Annotated in this window: 21 protein-coding genes; 10 read left to right on the top strand and 11 right to left on the bottom strand. The window is 47.5% G+C overall.

The genetic code is table 11. The features are described 5' to 3' along the window. Positions 1–15: 15 nt before the first annotated feature. Complete coding sequence (locus tag DVO77_RS02285) at positions 16–2,055, bottom strand: multiheme c-type cytochrome (protein WP_119977118.1); 2,040 nt, start codon at positions 2,053–2,055, stop codon at positions 16–18. Between the two features lie 497 nt (positions 2,056–2,552). On the opposite strand from DVO77_RS02285, the gene DVO77_RS02280 reads away from it, so the two are divergent. The 5 genes from DVO77_RS02280 to DVO77_RS02260 all read left to right on the top strand — a co-directional run bounded on the left by DVO77_RS02280 (position 2,553) and on the right by DVO77_RS02260 (position 7,060). Beyond that, positions 2,553–4,532 carry a heme lyase CcmF/NrfE family subunit gene (locus DVO77_RS02280; RefSeq protein WP_119977117.1) on the top strand — a complete coding sequence of 660 codons (1,980 nt, stop codon included), beginning with the start codon at positions 2,553–2,555 and terminating at the stop codon, positions 4,530–4,532. Further along, on the top strand, positions 4,529–5,005 hold the full coding sequence (locus DVO77_RS02275) for a cytochrome c-type biogenesis protein (RefSeq protein WP_249038089.1): 477 nt from the start codon (positions 4,529–4,531) through the stop codon (positions 5,003–5,005). Before DVO77_RS02280 ends, DVO77_RS02275 begins: the two co-directional genes overlap by 4 nt. Continuing rightward, positions 4,998–5,591 (top strand): TlpA family protein disulfide reductase, encoded by a 594-nt coding sequence (locus DVO77_RS02270; protein ID WP_110455654.1) that lies wholly within the window; start codon positions 4,998–5,000, stop codon positions 5,589–5,591. The genes DVO77_RS02275 and DVO77_RS02270 overlap by 8 nt, the downstream gene beginning before the upstream one ends. A 170-nt stretch (positions 5,592–5,761) precedes the next feature. Beyond that, complete coding sequence (locus DVO77_RS02265) at positions 5,762–6,340, top strand: nucleoside triphosphate pyrophosphohydrolase family protein (RefSeq protein WP_110455653.1); 579 nt, start codon at positions 5,762–5,764, stop codon at positions 6,338–6,340. A gap of 183 nt (positions 6,341–6,523) precedes the next feature. Then, positions 6,524–7,060, top strand: coding sequence for a thioredoxin family protein (locus DVO77_RS02260; RefSeq protein ID WP_110455652.1), 537 nt, complete (start codon positions 6,524–6,526; stop codon positions 7,058–7,060). Positions 7,061–7,227: 167 nt separating this feature from the next. Here DVO77_RS02260 and DVO77_RS02255 read toward each other — a convergent pair whose 3' ends face one another. Continuing rightward, positions 7,228–8,169 carry a Ppx/GppA phosphatase family protein gene (locus DVO77_RS02255; protein WP_119977115.1) on the bottom strand — a complete coding sequence of 314 codons (942 nt, stop codon included), beginning with the start codon at positions 8,167–8,169 and terminating at the stop codon, positions 7,228–7,230. Further along, positions 8,170–9,477 carry an ATP-dependent RNA helicase RhlB gene (gene rhlB / locus DVO77_RS02250; protein ID WP_110455650.1) on the bottom strand — a complete coding sequence of 436 codons (1,308 nt, stop codon included), beginning with the start codon at positions 9,475–9,477 and terminating at the stop codon, positions 8,170–8,172. Positions 9,478–9,649: 172 nt separating this feature from the next. On the opposite strand from rhlB, the gene trxA reads away from it, so the two are divergent. Both trxA and rho read left to right on the top strand, forming a co-directional pair. Next, positions 9,650–9,976 carry a thioredoxin TrxA gene (trxA, locus tag DVO77_RS02245; protein WP_110455649.1) on the top strand — a complete coding sequence of 109 codons (327 nt, stop codon included), beginning with the start codon at positions 9,650–9,652 and terminating at the stop codon, positions 9,974–9,976. 230 nt (positions 9,977–10,206) lie between these two features. Next, positions 10,207–11,472: a transcription termination factor Rho gene (rho, locus tag DVO77_RS02240; RefSeq protein ID WP_110455648.1), complete on the top strand. Its 1,266-nt coding sequence runs from the start codon at positions 10,207–10,209 to the stop codon at positions 11,470–11,472. A 72-nt stretch (positions 11,473–11,544) separates the two neighbouring features. Here rho and DVO77_RS02235 read toward each other — a convergent pair whose 3' ends face one another. From DVO77_RS02235 to DVO77_RS02220, 4 genes are all read right to left on the bottom strand, one after another. Beyond that, a complete protein-coding gene (locus tag DVO77_RS02235) occupies positions 11,545–12,276 on the bottom strand; it encodes a fumarate reductase iron-sulfur subunit (RefSeq protein ID WP_110455647.1) in 732 nt (243 codons plus the stop codon). Further along, positions 12,273–14,279, bottom strand: coding sequence for a fumarate reductase flavoprotein subunit (locus tag DVO77_RS02230; protein WP_110455646.1), 2,007 nt, complete (start codon positions 14,277–14,279; stop codon positions 12,273–12,275). The genes DVO77_RS02235 and DVO77_RS02230 overlap by 4 nt, the downstream gene beginning before the upstream one ends. A gap of 32 nt (positions 14,280–14,311) precedes the next feature. Next, positions 14,312–14,986 (bottom strand): fumarate reductase cytochrome b subunit, encoded by a 675-nt coding sequence (locus DVO77_RS02225; RefSeq protein ID WP_110455645.1) that lies wholly within the window; start codon positions 14,984–14,986, stop codon positions 14,312–14,314. 150 nt (positions 14,987–15,136) lie between these two features. After that, on the bottom strand, positions 15,137–15,859 hold the full coding sequence (locus DVO77_RS02220) for a fumarate reductase cytochrome b subunit (RefSeq protein WP_119977114.1): 723 nt from the start codon (positions 15,857–15,859) through the stop codon (positions 15,137–15,139). 345 nt (positions 15,860–16,204) lie between these two features. Between DVO77_RS02220 and prmA the strand changes: the two genes are divergently transcribed. The 3 genes from prmA (at position 16,205) to fis (ending at position 18,529) form a co-directional block, all read left to right on the top strand. Beyond that, complete coding sequence (gene prmA / locus DVO77_RS02215; RefSeq protein WP_110455643.1) at positions 16,205–17,086, top strand: 50S ribosomal protein L11 methyltransferase; 882 nt, start codon at positions 16,205–16,207, stop codon at positions 17,084–17,086. A gap of 151 nt (positions 17,087–17,237) precedes the next feature. Further along, positions 17,238–18,206: a tRNA dihydrouridine synthase DusB gene (gene dusB / locus DVO77_RS02210; protein ID WP_110455642.1), complete on the top strand. Its 969-nt coding sequence runs from the start codon at positions 17,238–17,240 to the stop codon at positions 18,204–18,206. Between the two features lie 17 nt (positions 18,207–18,223). After that, positions 18,224–18,529, top strand: a complete 306-nt coding sequence (gene fis, locus DVO77_RS02205; RefSeq protein ID WP_011864135.1) for a DNA-binding transcriptional regulator Fis — start codon at positions 18,224–18,226, stop codon at positions 18,527–18,529. A gap of 288 nt (positions 18,530–18,817) precedes the next feature. Here fis and DVO77_RS02200 read toward each other — a convergent pair whose 3' ends face one another. The 4 genes from DVO77_RS02200 to DVO77_RS02185 form a co-directional block, all read right to left on the bottom strand. Then, positions 18,818–20,044 carry a serine hydrolase domain-containing protein gene (locus DVO77_RS02200; RefSeq protein WP_119977113.1) on the bottom strand — a complete coding sequence of 409 codons (1,227 nt, stop codon included), beginning with the start codon at positions 20,042–20,044 and terminating at the stop codon, positions 18,818–18,820. A 314-nt stretch (positions 20,045–20,358) separates the two neighbouring features. Then, positions 20,359–20,619, bottom strand: a complete 261-nt coding sequence (locus DVO77_RS02195) for a hypothetical protein (protein ID WP_119977112.1) — start codon at positions 20,617–20,619, stop codon at positions 20,359–20,361. Between the two features lie 208 nt (positions 20,620–20,827). After that, positions 20,828–21,352 (bottom strand): protein disulfide oxidoreductase, encoded by a 525-nt coding sequence (locus tag DVO77_RS02190; RefSeq protein WP_110455637.1) that lies wholly within the window; start codon positions 21,350–21,352, stop codon positions 20,828–20,830. A gap of 22 nt (positions 21,353–21,374) precedes the next feature. Beyond that, positions 21,375–22,250 (bottom strand): DsbA family protein, encoded by an 876-nt coding sequence (locus tag DVO77_RS02185; protein WP_373317377.1) that lies wholly within the window; start codon positions 22,248–22,250, stop codon positions 21,375–21,377. Positions 22,251–22,279 lie beyond the last annotated feature (29 nt).

The raw sequence follows: 22,279 nt of genomic DNA, 5'->3' as shown, positions 1-22,279 counted from the left end.
CGTTAGCAATCCCTTTTAGTGAGCTTTAGCCGAGTAGCCGCTGCCGTCTAAAATGTTTTGCGCTTGTGTTACATAGGTCAGTGCTGCATCGAGACGCTTCTGGCTATAACGGAAGCCATGCACACCCCAAGAGCCGTCGTTCTTAATCAGATCAACTGTCTCTTGTGCTTTCTCTGCGAGCATAAGCACTTGAGTCTTGTCTTCAGTTGACAGCTTAGTGACTTCGAGTAACTGGTCGATGCGAACCAGAGCTTGTTCAACTTGGGTGAACACCTCTTTGATTGGCTTCTGCCACTTCATCACTTCACCGTAGATCTCCATCTGATCTTCATAATGCAGACCCGTTTCAAGTTCTGACTGGAACTGACTGTGACAACCTTTGTTTTCAACCACATCGTGGTCTGAAATTGAGGTACGAGCACAAGTCCACATTAAGTCTAGGTATGAACGACCCTCTTCATTTTTCGCCACTGTCCAACCTTTAGCGCCTTCAGGACCCGCAACACGCGACTGGCCTTCTGGTGGGTTAAGTGTTTTACGGGTTGGGCTGACATCAATTTTCCACATGTGTGACTTACGCACGGCGTCGAAACCAGCTTGGTCTGGGAACTGAATCGCTTTGAAGTTTTCACAACTGCCCATGTTAGGCATGTGACAGCTTTGACACGTTTGTTCACTATGAGTATCGGTATTGCTAGCGATTAAGGTTTGTGCAGCATGACAATCCTTACAATCTTTTTTCAGCTTGGGCTTGGTGATATCCGACTTCCAATCACCATCGGTAACTTCGTGTGGATCATGGCAAGTAATACAACGCATCCCCTTTTCATAGTGAACTGAGTTGTACATTTGCGACCCTTCAGTACCACATGAAGGACAAAGTGACTTCATCTTCACGCCAAAGGCATACTCACGCTTCTCTTGCGCTTGCGGTGTATCGGCTAAGGTTTCGTCATATTGGAAACGTTGGTGACAACGTTCACAATTTGACTCCATACCGCCTGTACCACCATCTAAGTGACCACCTGCGCCATGACACTCTTCACACGCGATACCGCGGCTAATAGTGTGCTCTTGCAGTTTCTTTGGATCGCCAAGGGCATCAAAGAACTCTTGTTTGCTTTGGAAATCAAATTTGAAGGTGTGGCACACTTCACAGTAAGAACTGGCAGGTTGGAACAACAACTCTTTACGGTATTTAGCGCCGTAAGAGCTCATGCCCCATTGATGCGAACCACTGGCACCGAACTCTTCCATTGTGGTGGGGAATTCAGGGATAACGGCATTGATTTTTTGTGCCATTTCAGGGGTGAGCCATTCCGCCCAACCACGTGAGAACTGGTTACCACCGGCAATCATCTTACCGGTACCATCTTTAAGTAAGCCGCCTTCGATATGATAAGTACCGCGGACTAGCCAAGAGTCGATAAAACCATATTTGGTACGTGGTGTACCCACGGTGGCGTAGATAGCATCCGGGGTAATACCATCTGGCAAGATGGAGGTATCCTTAGTCTGATACATGGTTTGTTCGATGTCGTTACCCACTTCTGGGTGCTCACCAGGGAAACGAATCGTTCTGGCATGACGTGAACGCTGCCACTTTTCATATTGGGTTGCATGACATTCGGCACATTTTTCAGGGCCAACAAAGTTATTAGGGTAATCAAGAATCGATTTAGCCCCTAAGCGATACTGCACCGCACGCGGCGCACCGACTCTGGCGCTGTACTTAGGACTAGAGCCTGTATCTAAATACTCTTCACCACGGTCACTGATATGATATTCGCCGACTAAATTACCGGCTTCGTGGTATTTAAACATGGGGTGGTTCTCAAATAAGAAGTCAAATAGCTCCGCCTCTTGAACCACATAATCTTGCAGTGTTTTCACACCATTCTTTTGTTCTGTACCTTGATAGTTAGCAATCGCATTTTGCGCGGTTTTGCCCATTTCTGGTACGCTGTTATATTTACCACCAGCAGCGTTAACATTAGCAATGGCACCGAAACAAAATAGCACGCTTAAGGCTACCTTGTGTTTCCATCGTCTCATCATTCACTCCTAAATATTATTTTATTTTGTATTGCTATAACCAACATTAAATTGCTCATCCATTACACAACCATCTGTTGGATTTAATAAAAACAACCGTTAACCGAACGACTTATACAACTGAGCAAGTTCAGTATTCTTCACATAAAAACCATTAAAAACATGAGCTAGCGCACACCTCCCACGCCATTATCTATCAACAGTTGTCAAACAAATAAAAACCCTTAAAAGACAATCAGGTAGGATTGGCGGTAGGTTTATTTTTTAGTTATAAATGGTGACTTTTTAGATATAAAAACAACTCAAAATATAGATTTATTTTTCAAAAATATTCAGCAAAGAGGACAGGTTGGTTTTACTTGCTTAAGCTCACAGAAACGCTGAAGCCATTAATTTAAGGTGAATTTAATACAGTCTCTATTTATCTACATAAGCAAAGTTAACGCTATCGATTAATAAATGCAGACACGCAAACAATTAATATCATCGGTGGGGCTATGGCGGCAGAAATTGGGTTATTACTACTTATTATTGCAACAGTGATCTGTTTACTAATCGCAGTGTTACCACTATTAAAAAACAGCAGCGAACCATACACAAATGCACTGATTAGCTTATTAATTCATCTCAATACCTTTGCCTTATTAGGGGCGATGGTGATTTTGGGTTACCTATTTATTGCTAATGATTTTTCAGTCGCCTACGTGGCAAACCATTCCAACACCCAATTAGCCAGTGTATATAAGGTCGCTGCGGTGTGGGGGGGGCATGAAGGCTCGATGTTGTTTTGGATAACCGCCACCGCCCTGTGGAGCAGTTTTATCGTCAACCAGCACAAAGCTAACAGCGCCTTCATGCGCAGCCTTTGTGCCATTCTCGCCGCCATCATGTGCGGCTTCTTACTCTTCTTACTGTTTACCTCTAACCCGTTTGCGCGCTTACTGCCCAATATTCCGCTCGAGGGGCGCGATTTAAATCCCATATTGCAAGACATTGGCCTGATATTGCATCCGCCGCTGTTGTTTATCGGCTATGTGGGCCTCACCGTCTGTTTTGCTGCGGCCGTGGCCGCGCTACTCGATACCCAAGCCAATATCCAAGCCCACTGCCGGCGCATCCGCCCATGGGCGATTTTAACTTGGGTAGCACTCACTGGCGGCAACGCCTTTGGCTCATGGTGGGCCTATAACGAGCTAGGTTGGGGAGGATGGTGGTTTTGGGATCCGGTCGAAAACGCCTCGTTTATTCCTTGGTTAGTGGCCACCGCCATGATGCATGCCCTCATATTGAGCAGTAAACGTGATGCTTTTTATGCCTCAACCCTATTCACTTGCCTTTTAGGTTTTGCTATCTGCCTGCTGGGCACCTTTTTAGTGCGTTCGGGAGTGGTGCAATCGGTACACGCCTTTGCCGCCGATCCGAGCCGAGGTGTGTCGATTTTAACCTTACTGCTGCTGTTTTCGGCTGGGGGTTTTACCCTGTTCGCCTACCGCGCGCCGTCACTATTCAAACCGAGCTGCTATAGCGTGTACAGCAAAGAAAGCCTGATGATGCTGGGCAACCTGATTCTTCTCGTCGCCGCGCTCTCCATCTTACTTGGCACCTGTTATCCGCTGCTCTATGAAGTCCTTACAGAGCAAAGTATTTCAGTCGGCGCGCCCTACTTCAACAGTCTGTTTATCCCGCTGCTGGTATTGATCTGCCTGCTGATGGGCGCAGCCCCCTTGGTACGCTGGCAACAGGCGCAGCCCAAGGTATTGATACCATTAGCCCTGTATGCTGGGCTGGCATTGGGGCTAGCGGTGCTACTGAACCTAATAACACTGCCTAAGCTTAGCGGCTACTTTCTTTGCGGCAGTTTTTCGGCCCTATGGCTCTGCATCTGTATTATCGCTGCAGTGCGGCAGCAATATGCGCACCGGGCGCCAAGCGCGAGCCGATCTCAGCGCTTTAATGGCATGTGTCTTGCACATTTGGCCGTGGCAGTGAGTATTTTAGGCGCAACCACTGTGTCTCATTTTGAGCAGGACGAGTTACTGCGAATGGGTCCGGGACAAGGTAAAGTCGTGGCGGGGTACACCTTTGTTTATGAAGCAACCGAGCAGGTTGCATATCCAAGCTACAGTGCGATTCAGGCGAAAATCCAGGTCAGCGACACCAAAGGTCAGGTGTTTGCTTATATTTATCCGCAGCGACAGACCTTTAATACTAACGGCATGCAGCTCTCGGCCGCAGGGATCCATCGCAGCTTGTTTGGCGACATCTACATCTCCATGGGGACACCGCTCAGTGACAGCGAATACCTTGTGCGGATAAGTTATAAACCTTTGGTCAATTGGATTTGGATAGGGGCCTTAATGATGATGGTGGCCGGTATCTGCCTGCTACGCCGTCCAGCCATTGTCGGCGCCGCGCGTCACACTTACAGCGCAGGGCATCGCCTTGGTGCGCCGTCAGTACATAATGGAGGGCTATGATGAAGTCTCAGCTGACACTTTGCCAACGTGTCACATTCAACTGTCTGCTATGGCTAGGATTAAGTGTATTTTCGGCCAACGCTGCAACGCCGTCATCCTTGCCCGCATCGACGTCGGCTCCAGTCTATTCTCAAGCCGAAATAAAAGCCTTGGGATTTGATATCGCTAAGTCGCTACGCTGTCCCATGTCGGCCAATCAAAACCTGTTGGACTCGCAAACCAAGATAGCCAATGAGCTCAAAGCAGAAATTTTTCTGCAGTTAGAACAAGGCAAACGTAAAAGCGAGATCATCGATTTTATGGTGGCCCGCTACGGCCAGCAGATCCGCTATATGCCAACCTTCGCCGCGGGAACTTTCGTGCTGTATCTGTTTCCGCTGGGGTTACTGCTATTGGTGTTCGCATGGGGATTTAAACAACATCAGTCCACTAAAACTCATAAAATCAGCAATATGGATACTCATCATGACTAAACAACTGCTGGCCATTATCGGCTTATTAATGCTACTCACTATGGGGCAATCACAGGCCGCTATGCCAAATGAAAAGGTGTACGCCACCGGTGATAACTTACCTAAACCCATGATCATGTCGCGCTTTATCGAGATGCAACACGCGCGCAAGGTCAGCGAAGTCCCTTTCGAAACCCTTGAGGGGGCTAAGGTTAACCTGAGCGATTATCGTGGCAATCTGGTACTCGTTAACCTGTGGGCTACTTGGTGTGCGCCCTGCATTAAAGAGATCCCTATGATGGACAAGATCCGGCGCGATAATCTCACCAATAAGTTAGTGGTACTGCCACTGTCTATCGATGAGCAATACGATCAAGTGGCCGCGTTTTTAACCCGCCATAACTTAGGTGACTACCCCACTCTTGTCGATCCGCAGCGGCAGATCGACAAGATGCTGCCTGCCGATGTGGTGCCTGCCACCTATGTGTTTGATGGTGACGGCAACCTTATCGGTTTTTTACGCGGCTATTTAGATTGGGGCGATAAAGAGGTGCAGCCCTACCTTGAGCAACTCACCGCTAAGTATGCATCGCCCAGCCGCCCTTAAATGTGTCATAGCTTATCCCCTTTTCATTGCTCCCGCCCGGCACCGCGACCCTTTCGTCGGGCGGTTTTTTTATCTCAGCATCGCTAGGCTCGGCGGTGGCAATGGCTTTCAATTGCCGCACCATTAAATTAGAATTGCGCCATTAATCGTTATATGCCAAGGCCATTTTGATGAAATTAACCGCACTACAGCAACCGCTTTATGATCACCTTTATCGCGATATTCACCAGTTCCGCTCCACCTTTGATCTGCCCATTGAAGATACCAGTAGTCTCGATGATAAAGCCGATACATTACACACCTCTTTAGCGATTGAAGAGCTTACCGAACTGGCCGAAGCCGATTGCCGCATAGAACAGGCCGATGCTATTGTCGACTCTGTTTATGTGTTAATGGGGCGTCTGGTGCATATGGGTGCCAAACAGGTTAACGACTGTATCGCTATTAGTTACCTTATCGATCTGCTGCTGCATGTGGCCAATAATCGTGATATCGATTTTGTGCGCTGCTGGGATGAAGTGCACTCGAGCAACATGAGCAAGGTGTGCCGCAATGAACAAGAGTTAGCAGAAACCGTCGCTCATTATGCTAAACAGGGTGTTGACATTGTCGGTAGTAAGAAAGGCGACTTCATCATAGCTAAATGTGCTAAAGATGTTGATATGGCAGGTAAAGTCGTGCGGCAAGGTAAGGTGCTAAAGTCGGTTTATTATCGCCCTGCCGACCTTAACAGCTTGGTAAAGGCCTAACGTTTCCTCCTCGGGAGCTGACTAACACAATCTGTCTAGGATGAGATGAGACCTAAGTGTCATTAATTTAATCCTAGCCGTGATCCAGTTAACAGCTAGGATAATAAGCGCTACTCGCTAACCGATTTAGATGATTGAATGGGGTTAAATGAATCTAGTGCTTATCGTCCCTGAGGAATTATCATGACCAATAATATTGCAGCCTTACTTGCCACTACGGCGCTATTTTTTAGCACTCAGGTATTGGCTAATGGCGGTTGCGCCTTTGAAGGCAAGCAGGAAGGCTTTATTGCCACTTGCAGTGAGGAGAAACAAGAAGTGATTCTAACCGGTATTGTTCCAGCACAAACCTTAGTGACCGAGCTCAGTGAATTTAGTGAAGGTTACCAAACTTATCAAGTCGATACGGCGGCCATCGAACCATTAAAGGCGATCACAGAGCCGACAGAAATTGTCGTTATTATTGGCACTTGGTGCCCCGATTGTCACCGCGAAACGCCGCGCTTTATTCGTATCATAGAGCAGCTGAACAACCCCAACATTAAGGTGACCTACATTGGGGTGGATCGCAGCAAACAAGATAGCGAAGGCTTAGCGGCGCAGTACGAATTTAGCCGTATTCCGACCTTTATCGTTAAACAGCAAGGTAAAGAGATTGGCCGCATTGTTGAGCGCCCACAAACCTCATTAGAAGTCGATCTGGCCAACATACTTAATTAGGCCGTTCTGCATAATGCATTAACAAAAGCCGCATTAGCGGCTTTTTTGTACGTGTATTTTGCGAGTCAAATGTTAACTTACGGCGTTAAATTAAGTGGGGCTATCACTTAACTCTGGCGCTCAAACTATGGGGGTTAAAACAAACATTTATTGGAGGTAAGAGGTAATCATGACGCAGAGGTGGCTGAAATTCGCTCAGATAATTGCAGTAATACGCCTTCACGTAGCGCCCCGCCCGACAAATTTAACGACTCAATATGCAGTACATTAAATAAGCCTAGCAAAATCGATAATCCTGCCACAAAAGTGGTTGCCCGCTCATGATGCAAGCCTTCAATCTGTTGCATGCTGGCATCGGTTTGAGTGAGCACTTCTTCGCGTAATTGCCGTAAAATCGCCGGGGTGATGGTGGCTGAGATACCACGGGCATTGAGTAATTCAACCACAGATTGCACCGTACCCGATGCCCCAACCACACCATGCCAGCCCAATTTAAGCAGTTGAGCACGATAGTCGCCCAACAGGCTAACGACATGAGCCTGGGCAAGATCAAAGTCTGCTTTTTGATACGGAAATTGATTGAAAAACTGTTGGTTAAACGTGACGCAGCCCATGGCAAGGCTGGTTTTGAGAAGCACTTTGTCACCATCACCAATAATAAACTCAGTGCTGGCACCGCCAATATCGATCACCAATCGGCGACCCTCTGTGGTGGTGGTTGCAACCATGCCTTGGTAGATCAATTCCGCTTCACGCAGCCCCGAAATAATCTCAATCGGTTGACCTAAAATTGGCAACGCCGCTTGGCAAAATGCGCTGGCATTGGTGATGCTACGCAGCGTCGCAGTGGCAATGACGGCAATATGGTCTCGGCTAATGCCCTCTTTATCGAGCATCTGTGAAAACATCTTTAGGCAGTCAAGACCACGGGCAAACACCTCGGGGCTTAACACGCCATCGGCGCCAATACCTTCTGCAAGGCGCACTTTACGCTTATATTTTGCCACCACTTTAGGGCTACCGGCGACAGTTTGCGCCACCAGCATATTAAAACTATTTGATCCTAAGGTGATGGCCGCATATTTCGGCCCTAAGGCAGCGCGCTTCATTTAGCTGTGTCTACGCGTCCTATCATGACGTCTTGGGCGTGCGCCCGGACGAGCACCTTGCGGTTTGCCACTGCCAGGTCGGCTAGCGGTGCGTGTAGTATGCTTACGGTGAATGCGTACAGGCGGCGGCAAATCGGTCAGCAAGGCTTCGCTGTCATAATTGGTGACAGGAATAGAGTGCTGAATGTAGCTCTCGATCGCAGGTAAATTAAGGGCATACTCTTCACAAGCAAAACTGATCGAAATCCCTTTTTGACCAGCGCGACCCGTACGACCAATACGGTGTACATAGTCTTCGCAATCATCGGGAAGATCATAATTATACACATGAGATACGTCAGAAATATGCAAACCACGTGCAGCAACATCGGTGGCAACCAAGATGTCTAGCTTACCTTGGGTAAACTCTTCTAAGATGCGAATACGCTTCTTCTGTGGCACATCACCCGTTAGCAGCCCCACACGATGTCCGTCGCCTTCTAAGTGAGCCCACAACTTTTCGCAGCTATGTTTGGTGTTACAAAAGACGATGGCTTTATCTGGCCAATCTTCTTCAATTAAGGTCAACAACAAACGTAGCTTCTCATCCTGTGAAGGATAGAAAATTTCTTCGGTAATGTTTTTTGAGGTCTTTTCAGTGGGGGCAATTTCGACTTTCTCAGGATCATTCATATGATCATAAGCGAGCTCTTGCACCTTCATCGACAATGTCGCCGAGAACAGCATATTCAGGCGCGATTTGGCGTCAGGCATACGTCTGAAAAGGAAACGAATATCTTTAATAAAGCCTAAGTCAAACATGCGATCGGCTTCATCGAGTACCACGGCCTGAATCGCACTGAGATTGAGTATCCCTTGACGAACGTAATCGATTATACGCCCTGTGGTACCAATTAAGATATCGACGCCTTTATCAAGTACCTTACGCTGCACATCGTAGCTTTCGCCACCAAAAACAATCCCGACTTTTAGTCCGGTGTGCTTAGCCAATAAGTTGGCATCTTTGGCAATTTGAATCGCTAATTCGCGTGTCGGCGCCATCACAATCGCACGAGGCTGATTGATCTCACGTCCTTCAGGAGCTGGAGTGGTCAGTAAGTGGTTAAAGGTGGCGACCAAAAAGGCTAAGGTTTTACCTGTACCTGTCTGTGCTTGACCCGCAAGATCTTTATGCTGGAGTAAAATTGGTAATGATAATGCTTGGATTGGCGTGCAATATTCAAAACCGCTTTCGATTAGTGCCTGTTGTATCTCTGGATGCAGAGTAAAGTCGGCAAACTTTGTATTTGTTAAATGTGTTTCGCTCATAGCGCAAGCATACCAGTTAGGGTTGCAATAAGGAACTTAATCGTTTGAAATAGCGGCTAATGAAAAAACAGCTCTGAAAGCCGCTAAAAAAATCTTGAAAAGCTGATTTCAGACCCAATATACAGCTTAAGCCATTAACAAACCAGTAATGGCACCTCAACTGGAGAACATCATGAGCGATAAAATTATTACCTTAAGCGACGACAGCTTCGAAAACGACGTACTTAAGTCTGACATCCCTGTAGTGGTGGATTTCTGGGCTGAATGGTGTGGTCCTTGTAAAATGATCGCCCCAATCCTAGATGACGTAGCAGAAGAGTACGAAGGCAAGGTAACTATCGCGAAGCTAAACGTTGACCAAAACAATGCTTCACCAGCTAAGTATGGCGTACGTGGTATTCCTACTTTACTTATCTTCAAAAACGGTGAGCTAGCCGACACTAAAGTGGGCGCATTGTCTAAGACTCAACTTAAAGAGTTTATCGACGCTCAGCTGTAATACCTCGATCTCTATGACATTTTGATCATATAAAGTGACTCTCGACACAGCTTACAAAAGTAATTGTGTCGGGATTCGCTAAATTTCTAGACGCCTAGCCTTGTTAGTGCTACTTTAATAACCAGACTCATTCTAACTAACCCACTTCTTGCTATTCGATCGATATTCTTAAATGTTGTACATTCATTGATCAAAGATAGCATTGTCACGTAAGAACAAGACCCACCAAGATGAATTTATCAGAATTAAAAGACACACCGATTTCAGATTTAGTACAACTCGCCCAAGACATGAAGTTAGAAAATATGGCCCGCGCTCGCAAGCAGGACATTATTTTCGCAATCCTTAAAGCCCACGCAAAAAGCGGCGAAGATATTTTCGGTGGTGGTGTTTTAGAGATTCTACAAGATGGTTTTGGCTTCCTGCGTAGCTCTGATGGTTCATATCTCGCTGGCCCAGACGATATCTATGTTTCACCCAGCCAAATTCGTCGTTTCAATATGCGAACGGGTGACACCATCTTTGGTAAGATCCGTCCACCAAAAGAGGGCGAACGTTATTTTGCCTTATTGAAAGTCACCGAAGTTAACTTCGACAAGCCTGAAAACTCTCGTAATAAAATCCTATTTGAAAACCTTACCCCACTGCATGCTGAAGAGCGTATGCGTATGGAACGTGGTAATGGTTCAACTGAAGATATTACCTCGCGAATTTTGGATCTGTGTTCACCGATTGGTAAAGGTCAGCGTGGTTTGATCGTGGCGCCGCCAAAAGCCGGTAAAACACTGCTACTGCAAAACATGGCGCAAAGCATTGCCTACAACAACCCAGAAGTGGTGTTGATGGTACTACTGATTGATGAGCGCCCTGAAGAAGTGACCGAAATGCAACGCATGGTAAAAGGTGAAGTTATCGCTTCTACCTTCGATGAGCCAGCAAGCCGTCACGTACAAGTGGCCGAAATGGTAATCGAAAAAGCCAAGCGTTTAGTTGAACACAAAAAAGACGTAGTGATCTTACTCGATTCGATTACCCGCCTAGCACGTGCTTACAACACAGTGATACCATCATCAGGTAAGGTACTTACCGGTGGTGTTGACGCTAACGCACTGCATCGTCCAAAGCGCTTCTTTGGTGCTGCACGTAACATCGAACACGGTGGCAGCTTAACCATTATCGCTACTGCGTTGGTTGATACTGGTTCGAAGATGGACGAAGTGATCTACGAAGAATTTAAAGGTACAGGTAACCAAGAACTTCACCTGTCGCGTAAAGCTGCAGAAAAACGTGTATTCCCAGCGATTGATTTCAACCGCTCAGGTACTCGTCGTGAAGAGAAACTGACCACACCCGAAGAGCTACAGAAAATGTGGATCTTACGCAAAATCCTTAATCCAATGGATGAAGTGACGGGTATGGAGTTCCTTATCGATAAGCTTGCCATGACGAAAACGAACGAAGAGTTCTTTACCGCCATGAAACGCTCTAAAAGCTAAACGATAGATTATCTATGCTGAATAAAAATGCCGCTAATGAGCGGCATTTTTTATGGCAAGATGGTGCTGTTTCTATACCAAGGCACCGGCCATTTTACGGCGTAAATAGGCAATTTGCTGCATATGCGGTAGATCTTTCGGGCAGTTATCCTGGCAGCCGAGCAAGGTCATGCAACCAAACACCCCATCTTGATTACCAATCACATGGTAAAAGTCTTCCACGCTACGGGCATCACGGCTATCGAGTTCAAAGCGGGCAATTTTCATCATGCCTACGGCACCGACAAAGGTGTCGCGCATCTGCTTAGTGGCGCAGGCTGACACACACACACCGCACTCAACACAGCGGTCGAGCTCATACAGTTTAGCCGCCTCTTCGGGTGCCATCGGCGCCTCGATACGATGGATATCGATTTCATCCTGTCTTGGATGCAACCACAGCTTTAGGCGTTCGGCGAGTTCGCGCATAAACTTACCCGTATTGACCGATAGATCGCCAATTAATTCAAAACCCGGTAGCGGCATCAAGGTGATCTCGCCTTTAGGGTATTTACTGGTTAAGGTGCGGCACGCCAGCGTCGGATACCCATTGATCACCATGGCGCAGCTACCACAAATACCGGCCCGGCAGACAAAATCGAACTGCAATGAAGGGTCTTGCTTCTCTCTCAGCATGTTCAGTGCAATAAACACTGTCATCCCTGGTGCTTCTTCAAGCTGGTATTTAACCATTTTAGGCTTATCACCCGGCTCTTGCGGATCGTAGCGGAAAATATTAAAGGTTAAGGTTCTACCTTGGCTCATTTGGCTTCATCTCCAAGCTGCGCGCGATTGCTCAGCGATTTATCATGTAGACGCTCGTTTTTCTCTTGTAGAGACGGGGGAACTTCGAAGGGCATCAACGCATGCTGCCGCGCATATCGGTCTGCATCATCAGGCAATTGACTTAATATTTCGCTGATCTGCTGCTCACGTTTTTCGGTATCAGGATGTGCTATCGCATTATTGATACCATAGCCACGATAACCTGGCGGCAACTCCATTTTCATCACATCCAGCTGTTCATAATCGAGCACGGGTAACGTAGCATCGGCACTGGGCCAGCTCGATAGCGTGCGGTTGAGCCACTCTTTATCGTTTCGCTGCGGGAAGTCTTCACGAGCGTGGGCACCGCGACTTTCGGTGCGCGCCTCGGCCCCACAAGCGACTGTGAGTGCCACTTTAAGCATGCGCTTAACCCGCAAAGCTTCAACCAACTCAGGGTTGGCATGGCGTTTCTTACAGGTTAAGCCGATATTGCGTGAGCGCAGTAACAAGGCTTGCAACTCATCTACTGCCTTTTGCAGCTCGGGACCGTTACGGAAAATACCCACGTAGTCCATCATGATGCGCTGCATCTCGAGCTTGATATCAAAAGCGGATTCGCTGCCTTGACCTTCGACCAAATCGTCAATTTCGCTGCGCACCTGATTAACAAACTTTTCCACTAGCGCGGTATTAATCTCTAAGGTATTTTGCTGACAAAAATCAGCAACATATTTACCTATTATCATGCCGCCTACTACGGTTTCAGCCAAGGAGTTACCGCCTAAACGGTTAAAGCCGTGCATGTCCCAGCACGCCGCTTCGCCGACGCTAAATAAGCCTTTAAGCTGCGGGCTTTGACCTGTGGCATCGGTGCGAATACCGCCCATCGAATAGTGCTGGGTCGGGCGCACTGGGATCCAATCTTTAGCCGGATCGATACCTAAAAAGTTTTCGCAGATCTCTTTGACTTCACGCAGGTTAGTCTCGACATGTTTACGTCCCAGCAAGGTAATATCGAGCCACAGATGCGGCCCATATGGGCTGTCGACCCCTTGCCCTTTACGAATATGCTCGGTCATGCGCCGCGACACCACATCACGAGATGCCAGCTCCTTTTTCTCTGGCTCATAGTCGGGCATAAAACGATGACCATCTTTATCACGCAGCAAGCCGCCATCACCGCGGCAGCCTTCAGTGGTTAAAATCCCCACTGGCACAATGGCGGTAGGGTGAAACTGCACCGCCTCCATGTTACCCAGCTTAGCCACACCCGTTTCAAGCGCTAATGCTTGGCCAATGCCTTCGCAGATAATGGCATTCGTTGAGACTTCGTAAATTCGTCCATAACCGCCAGTGGCAATCGTGGTCGATTTAGCAATATAGGCACGTAACTCGCCCGTGATCAGGCAGCGAGCCACCACACCGTGGCAGCGCGTGCCATCGTGAATTAAGGCTAAGGCTTCGATACGCTCATGAACGGGGATATCTAATGAAATCGCTTTATTATCGACCGCATAAAGCAATGAGTGACCCGTGCCGTCTGCCGTATAGCAGGTGCGCCACTTCTTGGTGCCACCAAAATCACGGGCATTAATTAACCCGTGGGCAGCTTCTGCCTCTTCAATGGTGACCTTTTGGGCATTCACCACGACCTCACGCGGCCCTTTGGTTACCCGAGTCCAAGGTACGCCCCAGTTTGCGAGTTCGCGCACCGCTTTAGGGGCGCAATGGGCAAACATGCGTGCGACCTCTTGATCGCACCCCCAGTCCGATCCTTTTACTGTATCTTGAAAATGGACATCTTCATCATCGCCCATCCCTTTTACCGTATTACCAAGGCTTGCCTGCATCCCCCCTTGGGCGGCCGCCGAATGGGATCGTTTAGCTGGGATCAATGACAATACAACAGTATCTAACCCTCGCTCTTTTGAGGCTATCGCCACCCTTAGCCCCGCGAGTCCGGCTCCAACGACCAAAGAATCGGTATATATCAGTTTCACACTTGCTCCTTAACAGGCTCTTGAACCACCACTTATTGACTCGCATAGGGGAGAAAGGCGAGCAATGACGCGATGCCAATCACCACAAACACAACACTTACAATGGTTTTTATTTTTTTAATTCGCGCGCGATGATTGAGTGCTTTTTCGGCGCCCCATTTTATGGCGACTCGATAAAGCCCAATGGCGGCATGCAACTCAACACACAAGAGTAATGGCAGATACACCATCCACACCCCTTGGTTCCAAATGCGATCGGCACTACCAATAGGGCCAATAGTTTCGGGGGCGCTGCCAATCAACCACAGGTGTACTGGTAATAATAAAAAGATACCCACGCCCGTGATGGCCTGCCACACCCATAACTTAGTATCACCATGGCTGATCACCGTCATCTGCTTACGCAAAGCTCGCTGCTGCGCCAAGTTGAGTGGCATTTTATGCACAGCCACCAACACGTGGATCAAGGCAAGCACCGCCACCACAACGGCGATAATAGTCACCACCCAAGGGTAACCATGACCATCGGCGCTTAAAAAGCTCAGCTCCATGGTTTTTGCCACTAGGGTCATCGCATCGCCGCCCAGTAAAATCGAGGACACTAACAGCAGGTGAGTCCACAAAAACAGGGTCAATATGACACCGGTGAGGCTCTGGCTCAGATCGAGCCAACCACTTAACTTACTGTTATGACGAGTCAGCGACATATTGTCTCCTCTTGGCGATAGCATCAGGCCGCACAATTTGGGCAACCTCTTAGCCCTAATGTCGCTCACAAACAGCCACTAAACCGTGAGGTAGATCAAAACACTAACCAATACTTCACAAAATGCTAAACTACCTAAGCTAACACACCATCAAGGCACAAAAGGCGTGATAGGTAACGTCAGCTCACGACCAATAATGAGGTAAGACACCAAGCTCAACACACCTATGCTAATAAGATAAATAATCAATATTTTAGCGACCTTACGTAGCCCACGACGATTAGCCGTCAAGCCCCACTTCAATGCCACTCGATACAGACCTATCATGGCGTGGATAACCACAGCCGGCAGCAGCAAGGCGTACAGCAACCACGCATTGGCGTGATACACACGCTCAGCAGAAAGATGCGGGCCAATTTCAGGGTTAGTGATCATGGTGAAAATATGCACAGGCGCTAAGAAAAACAAAATAAAACCTGTCACTAGCTGCCAAAACCAGGCGTGGCTGTCTTTATGCTTGATGCCCTGCATATGGCGTCTTAAGGCGCGCCACTGCCCCAACTGCGCCGGGAAACGCCGCAGCGCTACTGCCGCATGAACTATGACCACCAACATGATAAAAATCGAAAACACCTTGGTGACAATGGGCATACCATGGCCTGACGAGGTAAACAGCCCCCCCTCAAGAAACTGCACCACATGATAAAAAGCCTCTTTACCCAACAAGATACTGGATTCGAAATGCAGGTGAGCCAATAAAAAGCACCCCAGCATGATGCCAGTTGCACTTTGAATTTTGTCCGCCTTAGCAGACCATGGGCTGCCAAGCGAAGCATAATGGATATGATGAGATTGCATACTTTTGGAGTTCATTATCATTCAACGCCTAGTGTCGGGATCTACACCATAACAGCAAGCAAGCAGAGTAAACGCCTGCCATTAGCAAAGCGTGATTTACCTCACCCAGCAAACAGGCAACTTTTGACTTAGTTCACAAACAAACCTCAAAGTACAAAACAAAGGTAAAACCACTTAACCAATATAATCATGGAGTTAAACACCCCATTCAAACAAAACAATCCATTCAAAAATAGCGACATAAGCAGTTGAATCGGCAGTTTTATTCTATAAAGCACAAATATCAATAACAGATCGCTCTGCCTTTAGCCGCCGCATGGTTTACAATAACGCCATTATTGACCTAAGAGAGAAGATCCCATGGCTTGGATCCAGTTAAAGATTGATACCGATAACCAACACGCCGAACAATTAAGCGATATGCTGATGGACTTTGGTGCCCTATCGATCACCTATGAAGATGGCAAAGACAACCCTATTTACGAGCCGAATTTAGGTGAAACTCCCCTATGGAGCCATACCGTACTGACGGCACTGTTTGAAGCCGACTATGATCTGGCCCCTATCGTTGACATGCTCAAGCTACAGCCTTACTTAGGCGCCGACTTTAGCCACAAGATAGAGCAAGTTGAAGATAAAGACTGGGAACGTGAATGGATGGACAACTTCCATCCTATCCAGTTTGGCAAACGTCTGTGGATCTGCCCTAGCTGGCGCGAAGTGCCCGACCCACACGCCGTGAATGTGATGCTCGACCCTGGCCTAGCCTTTGGTACCGGCACTCACCCAACAACCGCCCTGTGTTTAGCGTGGTTAGATGGACTGGCACTTAACGGCAAAGAGGTGATCGACTTTGGCTGTGGCTCTGGCATTTTGGCCGTAGCCGCGCTGAAGCTCGGCGCAGCAAAAGTCACAGGCATCGATATTGACTACCAAGCCATCGATGCCTCTAAAGCCAACGCCGAACGCAACGGTGTCGCCGACAAACTGGCGCTATTCCTACCCGAAGATCAGCCCGCCGACCTAAAAGCAGACGTGCTCGTGGCCAATATCCTCGCCGGCCCACTGAGAGAATTAGCGCCGCTTATCGCCGAAAAAGTTAAGCCAGGCGGCTTATTGGCACTATCGGGTTTGCTTAAAGAGCAAGCCGATGAAATTAGCCAACATTACGCCCAATGGTTTGACATGGACGCGCCTGCTCACAAAGAAGATTGGAGCCGCTTGACAGGCACCCGCAAATAACGGTAAAAGCCAGCGGCCGCAAGGCCGCCAATGACTTCACAGCACACAAAAGTCAAGTAAAAAAGTTGCTCTCAGGTCATTTATTGACCTTTTCACCGGCTTGAAAAAGGCGTACTATAGCGCCCCTTTGAAGCGCAAGGTGTAATGATAAATGCAGATTGGACCCTATCAACTGAAAAATCAGCTGATCGTGGCTCCTATGGCAGGAGTCACCGACCAACCCTTTCGAAATCTCTGCTTACGTTATGGCGCTGCCTTAGCGGTTTCAGAGATGCTTTCGTCCAATCCTGAAGTTTGGGATACCGACAAAAGCCGACAGCGTATGACACATGCTGGTGAGAATGGGATCCGCTCAGTACAAATTGCAGGAGCCGATCCCGATATGATGGCTCACGCCGCCGTTGTCAACGTACAACAAGGGGCACAGATCATCGATATCAATATGGGATGTCCTGCAAAAAAAGTGAATAAGAAGCTGGCTGGATCGGCACTACTACAGCAACCAGAGCAAGTAAAAGCGATTTTGCAAGCTGTCGTTGCCGCAGTGGATGTCCCGGTTACACTGAAAATTCGCACCGGCTGGGCACCAGAACACCGTAACGGTATTCAAATAGCCCAAATAGCAGAAGATTGTGGTATTGCCTCGTTAGCCGTACATGGCCGCACGAGACAATGCATGTACAAAGGCGAAGCCGAGTACGACACCATTGCCGCTATTAAACAGAATGTCTCTATTCCGGTTGTCGCTAACGGAGACATCTGCACCCCAGAGAAAGCACGCTTTGTGCTTGACCATACTGGTGCCGATGCCGTGATGATAGGAAGAGGCGCTCAAGGACGGCCTTGGGTATTCAGAGAGATCCAACATTATCTGGAAACAGGTAATAAGCTAGCGCCAATTGAAGTGGACGAAAAGCGTCGAGTGATGCTGGAACACCTCAAAGACTTATATGCATTGTATGGCGAATACAAAGGGTTACGTATCGCCAGAAAGCATGTTGGATGGTATCTGGACCAAGAAGCGCAGAGACCATTGAGAGCCGAGTTTAATCGGCTGGAAACTGTTGAAGAACAATGTTCCATGTTGGAACGTTATTTTGATGAATTAGTAAAGAATTAATAAAGAGCAGAATACGAATGTTTGATCAGACAACTCAACCAGAAGCTCATCAGCTTACCGTAGGCAAAATCGAAACCGCTAACGGCACTATCAAGCCTCAATTACTACGTGATGCAGTAAAGCGCGCAGTAACTAACTTTTTCGCTCAAATGGACGGCCAAGAAGCTGAAGAAGTTTACGAAATGGTGTTATGTGAAGTTGAAGCACCTCTACTAGATATCATCATGCAGCACACTCGTGGCAACCAGACTCGCGCTGCCAACATGCTAGGTATCAACCGTGGTACGCTACGCAAGAAATTAAAAAAATACGGCATGAACTAAGAATCGACTCTTAATCAGCTGTATTAGAACGGGTTTTTCGGCAACGAAAAGCCCGTTTTGCTATGCGTGCTACACACGGACAATCTTTGCATCGGGAAAATACTACAAAGCAGCAAGCCACAACCTACTAAGTCACAAGGAAGTATCTATTGTTCTAGGGGCTTACCACACAGAATCGCCACTGATTTCCTAGGCACCTTTAAGTTATGAAGGCGCTCGCCTAGGTCAAATATAAAAAACATTACAAACAGACACTTACGTAAAAGAACTTACCGTCTCTAGTCAAGGTTAGTTTGTTGCTGAGTAGAGCTGGTTTATGAGTGCCGCCGCAATAGTCGTAGCAGGATCTCGCCCATCGACACTTGGTGCCATGTTAGTCCAAACCACTAGACTTACCTTATTCTCTGGGTCATGCCCCATGAAAGAGTTATAGCCAGGCAATTCACCTGTATGGCCATAGAGTTGACCAAACTTGGCGATCCCCAAGCCATATGAGGCGGTATTGGGATCACCTGGATTGATGGGCTTAACGCTGGAAAGACGCAGCTTTTGCATCTCATCGTTTAACAACTCTCCGCCAACCAAAGCTTCGACCCAGATAAGTAACTCTCTGGCAGTCGATATGCCTGCACCTGCCGCCCAGCCCCATGAAGGATTCGCTAAGGTTTGATCACCTGGAGTGATCTCACCATTACGGGCCGCTTGTTGCATGGGTTCGGGCAATGCTGAGTCCATGGTTTCAACATTAGTGCCATACATGTAGCCATGCGTATACGGCTGCGGTAATTCATTATCAGTGATCTCTGGAAACAAGGTTTTGGTCATACCTAGGGGGGTAAAGAGTCGACGCTGCATGATCTCAGGTAGATCACTGCCATCAAGGAGTTGTGCGATTAGGCCAAGTAATACCGTGTTGGTATTAGAGTAACCAAAGGCCGTACCTGGTTCAAAATCAAGAGCATTGTCGAAGCTCAATTTGAGCAATTCCTCTTGGAGCCAAGCCTTGGTAGGATCTTCGTCGAGCGTCTGATTGAGAGTTAGTGTAGTCGTATAATTGTAGAGACCACTTTCCATCGCTAATAAATTCTCAATTGTGATCCGTTCACCACCCGGTACATTTTGCCAATATAAGGAAACGGGATCATCGAATTTAAGCTTACCCTCTTGCACCATTTGTAGAATTATTGTGCCAACCCAAGTTTTGGTATTTGAGCCAATTCGCAGGTGCTGGTTGAAATCGGTTGGTTCATTGCCATTATAACTGCTCACTCCATAGGTATATTCAAAATTGCCTTTGGGCGTGTGCAGTATCACTACAGCTCCAGGGACCAGCATATCCTGGGCCAGCTGCGCGACTGTCTGCTGCATTTTAGCCTTGTCAATCGCATTCAGCGAATCATCGTTATCGCTATTACAGCCACTTATTGAGAGACACAACAAGGCGCTCACCAAAGTACTCTTTAATGTTCTCGTCACCCAGGGTTTTACTTGTAGTAACGCACCTTGTTTCAACATAACTTCGCACTTCCTTTGTGATATCAGGTTCCAATTAGCTTTAAAAATGACCAGTTTGCGAAATGCTGAAAATATTCCACTTTCATTTTGCATTCAACGTAATCTCAACACTTACATCTAAAATCGGTAAATAGTACTAGTTGATTCGCCACTAATTCAATTTAGCGATTTAGTCTTGTGACAATTCAATACAACTTGGCGCGATTCCTAATCAATAGGTTTGACATCACTTTATCGAAAGGTCATCGATACTTGATGAATTTTTAAGCTACTTTGCTCGTTCAAAGTCTGCAAACTGAACCTTGTTACTGCAATCAATAATAAATTGGCGCTTGTTTAGCCCCTTGCAAAACTTGTCCAGCAGCAACAGGAGCCGCCCTTTGCTCATTAGATATGCCTTTTCTAATCCGGTCAAAACAGGCTAACCATTGAGGCTTAGTGGTTCTTTCTAACGGATACTTACCTATGTAGGGATGCAGATGCCGCGCGAACTGCAGCCTATGTTTATCTACGTTTTTACGATTATCTGTGGCATATTCCACCAGCCAATATTCAAGCGCCGCTTTAACTGTCACAGCTTCTTTGCGAACGACTTTACCATCACGTCACAAGAGTCGCCCTCGACTCTCTACATAGTGGCGCTATCTACCTGCTTATTTTACGAAGCAGCCGTGCTTACCGCGTTGAAGTGATGCTGTTTGCCGCTAGCACGCTAAGTCGATATCACCTTAATGAAAGACGTACCAATGTCTTGAGCGCTGTGCCAGCGGCAAACCGCTATGGTTAGGCTAAGAGCATGCGCCACCACATACCGGGCAGACTGGTAAAGCCTGTGGTGTAATATTTCAGCTCACCCTCTTTAAATACCATCAGTGTGGGTGTGGCCTGCAACGACCAGGTACGGGCGATGCTATTATCCTTGTCGTTAATGGTGTCGAATCCATATTCTTGATGTTGAAGATATTTTGCTAATTTATCATCTTCACCCGAGTTCATGGCCACCGTGACCACAGGAAAATAAGCCGACATTTGATTAACCGCTGGGCTGACAAAGTTACATACGGGGCACCAGGTGCCCCAGAAGTACACCAGTACCGCTTGATCTTGGCTTAGCGTCGCAATATCTACCGCCTGCCCTGCCAGAGTTATCCCTTTGAGTTGTGGTAAATTATCTCGTGGGATATCTTTACCACGCCATATATCCATGACGCCAGTTAACACCATGGCTAACACTAGCCAGAGTGCAAATGTCTTAACTCCCCCCCATAATCGCTTGAGAAATGGGATGGATGGCTGTTCACTCGTCATATCTGCTCCTTTGACGCTACGCTTAACTGCGCTTGGCTGATTGCTCTTGCGCGGCTATCGCCTCTTGCAACTGCTGTTTTAGCACCTCATAAGACACTAATCCCGGAATGACTTTGTCGGCAAAAATCATACTGGGTGTTCCGCCAATGCCTAAGTCTCGCATTAAGTGCATATTTTGATTAACCATACTGGCGACACGTTTATCGGTATTACCTATCCAGCGCTCGGTGTCGGTTAATTTAGCGACTTTGGCAAGCGCCGCCGCATCAAGCCCACGCGGGCTGGACATTAATAAGTCTTTCACCTTGAGGTACTTTTCTGGCTCGTTTAGCCAAACTGTTTGAGCAAAGTCGACCGCGATTTTTGACCCTTCTCCCTGCAGGGGCACCATTTTGATAACGATCTTGAGCTGTGGAAACTCTTCCACTAGCTTATTGAGTGAAGGCTCGATTTTCTTACAATAGGGGCAATTAAAGTCGGTGAAATAGACCATAGTGATCTCGGGAGTGGCTGAGCCTTTCCAAGGATCGCTTTGGGTTGCATACATGGCTTCATGGTTGGCCTCTAAGCTAGCTTGCCTTGCGGCATCGGCGCCAAGTTGCTCTCTCATTTGCAGTGCAATAATCGCTTCTTTCAGCAGCTCCGGATCATTGACTAACGCGTCTTTAATGATCGCGCGTACCTCTTGTTGTTGCGTCATGGAGAGGCTAGCGGTTTGAGCGTGGGCAGAGGCGCTCACATAGGGTAAAGAGATAGCCAGCATGGCGATGGCAACGCCCGATAATGCCAATACTGGTAACTTACGATTGTTAAGCAGGGTCATAAATTTCGACATGTGATTTTCTCCATCCTTAGCGGTTAGTTGAGTTGCTGTTTGTACTTGTTTCGTTGATTTCATCATGGGTTTCCTTGCGATTAGCTCAGGGG

This window comes from Shewanella algidipiscicola, from assembly GCF_003605125.1.
GTDB lineage: Bacteria > Pseudomonadota > Gammaproteobacteria > Enterobacterales > Shewanellaceae > Shewanella > Shewanella algidipiscicola.
This window is presented reverse-complemented; position numbering and strand designations above follow the sequence as displayed.

What these genes read in the sequence shown, in the direction of transcription:
- DVO77_RS02285 (WP_119977118.1), bottom strand. Translation starts at nt 2,055, where the DNA reads ATGAGACGATGGAAACACAAGGTAGCCTTAAGCGTGCTATTTTGTTTC.
- DVO77_RS02190 (WP_110455637.1), bottom strand. Translation starts at nt 21,352, where the DNA reads ATGACGAGTGAACAGCCATCCATCCCATTTCTCAAGCGATTATGGGGG.
- DVO77_RS02235 (WP_110455647.1), bottom strand. Translation starts at nt 12,276, where the DNA reads ATGAGCCAAGGTAGAACCTTAACCTTTAATATTTTCCGCTACGATCCG.
- DVO77_RS02200 (WP_119977113.1), bottom strand. Translation starts at nt 20,044, where the DNA reads ATGTTGAAACAAGGTGCGTTACTACAAGTAAAACCCTGGGTGACGAGA.
- rhlB (WP_110455650.1), bottom strand. Translation starts at nt 9,477, where the DNA reads ATGAGCGAAACACATTTAACAAATACAAAGTTTGCCGACTTTACTCTG.
- rho (WP_110455648.1), top strand. Translation starts at nt 10,207, where the DNA reads ATGAATTTATCAGAATTAAAAGACACACCGATTTCAGATTTAGTACAA.
- DVO77_RS02280 (WP_119977117.1), top strand. Translation starts at nt 2,553, where the DNA reads ATGGCGGCAGAAATTGGGTTATTACTACTTATTATTGCAACAGTGATC.
- DVO77_RS02270 (WP_110455654.1), top strand. Translation starts at nt 4,998, where the DNA reads ATGACTAAACAACTGCTGGCCATTATCGGCTTATTAATGCTACTCACT.
- fis (WP_011864135.1), top strand. Translation starts at nt 18,224, where the DNA reads ATGTTTGATCAGACAACTCAACCAGAAGCTCATCAGCTTACCGTAGGC.
- DVO77_RS02225 (WP_110455645.1), bottom strand. Translation starts at nt 14,986, where the DNA reads ATGTCGCTGACTCGTCATAACAGTAAGTTAAGTGGTTGGCTCGATCTG.
- DVO77_RS02255 (WP_119977115.1), bottom strand. Translation starts at nt 8,169, where the DNA reads ATGAAGCGCGCTGCCTTAGGGCCGAAATATGCGGCCATCACCTTAGGA.
- DVO77_RS02220 (WP_119977114.1), bottom strand. Translation starts at nt 15,859, where the DNA reads ATGAACTCCAAAAGTATGCAATCTCATCATATCCATTATGCTTCGCTT.
- DVO77_RS02275 (WP_249038089.1), top strand. Translation starts at nt 4,529, where the DNA reads ATGATGAAGTCTCAGCTGACACTTTGCCAACGTGTCACATTCAACTGT.
- DVO77_RS02260 (WP_110455652.1), top strand. Translation starts at nt 6,524, where the DNA reads ATGACCAATAATATTGCAGCCTTACTTGCCACTACGGCGCTATTTTTT.
- prmA (WP_110455643.1), top strand. Translation starts at nt 16,205, where the DNA reads ATGGCTTGGATCCAGTTAAAGATTGATACCGATAACCAACACGCCGAA.
- DVO77_RS02185 (WP_373317377.1), bottom strand. Translation starts at nt 22,250, where the DNA reads ATGAAATCAACGAAACAAGTACAAACAGCAACTCAACTAACCGCTAAG.
- trxA (WP_110455649.1), top strand. Translation starts at nt 9,650, where the DNA reads ATGAGCGATAAAATTATTACCTTAAGCGACGACAGCTTCGAAAACGAC.
- dusB (WP_110455642.1), top strand. Translation starts at nt 17,238, where the DNA reads ATGCAGATTGGACCCTATCAACTGAAAAATCAGCTGATCGTGGCTCCT.
- DVO77_RS02265 (WP_110455653.1), top strand. Translation starts at nt 5,762, where the DNA reads ATGAAATTAACCGCACTACAGCAACCGCTTTATGATCACCTTTATCGC.